The organism is Polaromonas sp. P1_E1_2, assembly GCF_056406035.1.
The window spans coordinates 1-2,228 of the sequence record NZ_JBFUAZ010000668.1 but is presented as its reverse complement, the minus strand read 5'-3'; the positions used below and the strand labels follow the sequence as shown (position 1 = coordinate 2,228).

Sequence of the window (2,228 nt, the reverse complement as noted above, 5' to 3'; positions counted from 1 at the left end):
CCCAGAAGGAGGCCGCATGAACTGGCACGCCATCCGCGCTATTTACCGCTTTGAAATGGCGCGCACCTTCCGCACGCTGATGCAATCCATCGCCTCGCCGGTGATCTCGACCTCGCTGTACTTCGTGGTGTTCGGGGCGGCCATCGGTTCACGCATGGGAGACATCGACGGCATCCGCTACGGTGCCTTCATCATTCCCGGCCTCGTCATGCTGTCGCTGCTCAACGAGAGCATCTCGAACGCCGCCTTCGGCATCTACATGCCGAAATGGTCGGGGACAATTTACGAGCTGCTGTCGGCGCCGGTGTCATCGATGGAGGTGGTGATGGGCTATGTGGGCGCCGCGGCGAGCAAATCCGTCATGCTGGGGCTACTGATTCTGGCAACGGCGCGCCTCTTCGTGCCTTATGAGATCGCGCACCCTTTCTGGATGCTGTGCTTCCTGCTGCTGACCGCGCTGACCTTCAGCCTGTTCGGTTTCATCATCGGGCTGTGGGCCGACAACTTCCAGAAGCTGCAGATTGTGCCGCTGATGGTGGTGACGCCGCTGACTTTCCTCGGTGGCGCGTTTTATTCGATCAACATGCTGCCTCCGCTGTGGCAGAAGGTCGCCCTGTTCAACCCGGTGGTCTACCTGATCAGCGGATTTCGCTGGAGTTTTTACGGGGTGGCCGATGTCAACGTAGGCATCAGCGTGGCGGCCATCATGGGCTTTCTGGGGCTGTGCCTCGGCGCGGTGTGGTGGATCTTCCGCACGGGCTGGAAACTGAAGGCCTGAGGAAGGGGCAGGCGGCTGGTGGAGAGCGTCCTGCAAATGCTATTGATTTTATAGCTGCTTGCGCTCACCACATAAGGGCTACAGGCATATTTCCCTTAAATCTCCGAGGCCAGGCCCGCCGCATGGGTTGGCGGCGCAACTTGAAAGGACAGCGGCCAACCTCATATGTGTTCTTTGAAAGTTTCACGCCAGAAAGGCCTCCTCATGCCTGCCGACCTCGCCGCAAGCCCCACCACTCATCCCGTCCTCCAGATCAAGCCACTCGGCTTTCCGTKGGCAACGCTCGACCCGTTCCTCTTTTGCGTGTATCACGACGACGCCTATCCCAAAGGCAATGCGCAGATGGGCCCGGATGCTTCATTCGCGGGGCGCAACATCGGCCAGGACTTTGCCCGCAAGGACGGCTGGAACATGTACCACGGCAGCACGGTGCCGGGCTTTCCCGCGCACCCGCATCGCGGCTTTGAAACCGTGACCATAGTGCGCAAGGGACTGATCGACCATTCCGACTCCCTGGGCGCGACAGCGCGCTTTGGCCGCGGCGACGTGCAGTGGCTGACGGCCGGCAAGGGCGTGGTCCATTCCGAGATGTTCCCTTTGCTGGACCAGCAAAATCCCAATCCACTGGAGCTGTTCCAGATCTGGCTGAACCTGCCGGCGGCCGGCAAGATGAGCGAGCCGCATTTCACCATGTTCTGGTCGCAGGACATTCCGCGCCTGGACATCAAGGATGCCGAAGGGCGCGGCACCGAAGTGGCCGTGATTGCCGGCCGTATTCAAAATACCCAAACCGCGCCGCTGGCGCCGCCGCCGGATTCGTGGGCCTCGCAGGCCGAGGCCGACGTGGCGATCTGGACGATTCGCATGGTGCCCGGCGCCCGCTGGACGCTGCCCGCCGCAACGGGCGAAGGCACGCGGCGCCAGCTCTATTTTTTCAAGGGGCAGTCGGCGACGCTGGGCGGTCAGGCGGTGAGTGTGGACAGCGCCATCGAGCTGCGGGCCGGCGTGGACGCAGAGATCATCAACGGCAGCGAGGAGGCCGAATTCCTGATGCTGCAAGGCAAGCCCATTGGTGAGCCGGTGGTGCAGTACGGCCCGTTTGTCATGAACACGCAAGCCGAAATCGCGCAAACCATGGCGGACTACCAGCGCACGCAGTTTGGCGGCTGGTCGTTTGGCGATGACGCGCCGGTGCATGGGCGGGAGCCGGCGCGCTTTGCGCGGCACCCGGGCGGACGCGAAGAGCGGCCGACGGGCGACTGACGGCCGAGCAGCACCTCGCTGCTATATTTTTAATAGCTGCCCGCGCTTGTTCTTAGCTGCTCCGGGGCACTTTTCGCATAACTCCGGCATTACCAGTCAACCTCCCCGCAGTACCCCCAGGCAATATCGGGTTTCGCAAACGCCGCCTGTGGGGTGCGGCAGCAGACGCCTACACTCCCGCCAACAC

At 62.4% G+C, this 2,228-nt stretch carries 2 protein-coding genes; both read left to right on the top strand.

The window, feature by feature from the left end; translation table 11 throughout:
- Positions 1-16 precede the first annotated feature (16 nt).
- On the top strand, positions 17-778 hold the full coding sequence (locus AC1D1P_RS21485; RefSeq protein ID WP_457281963.1) for an ABC transporter permease: 762 nt from the start codon (positions 17-19) through the stop codon (positions 776-778).
- 204 nt (positions 779-982) lie between these two features.
- A complete protein-coding gene (locus AC1D1P_RS21480) occupies positions 983-2,041 on the top strand; it encodes a pirin family protein (protein WP_477674369.1) in 1,059 nt (352 codons plus the stop codon).
- Positions 2,042-2,228: the final 187 nt, after the last annotated feature.

Excerpts from the sequence above, each read along its gene's own strand:
- AC1D1P_RS21485 (WP_457281963.1), top strand. The coding sequence starts at position 17 with ATGAACTGGCACGCCATCCGCGCTATTTACCGCTTTGAAATGGCGCGC.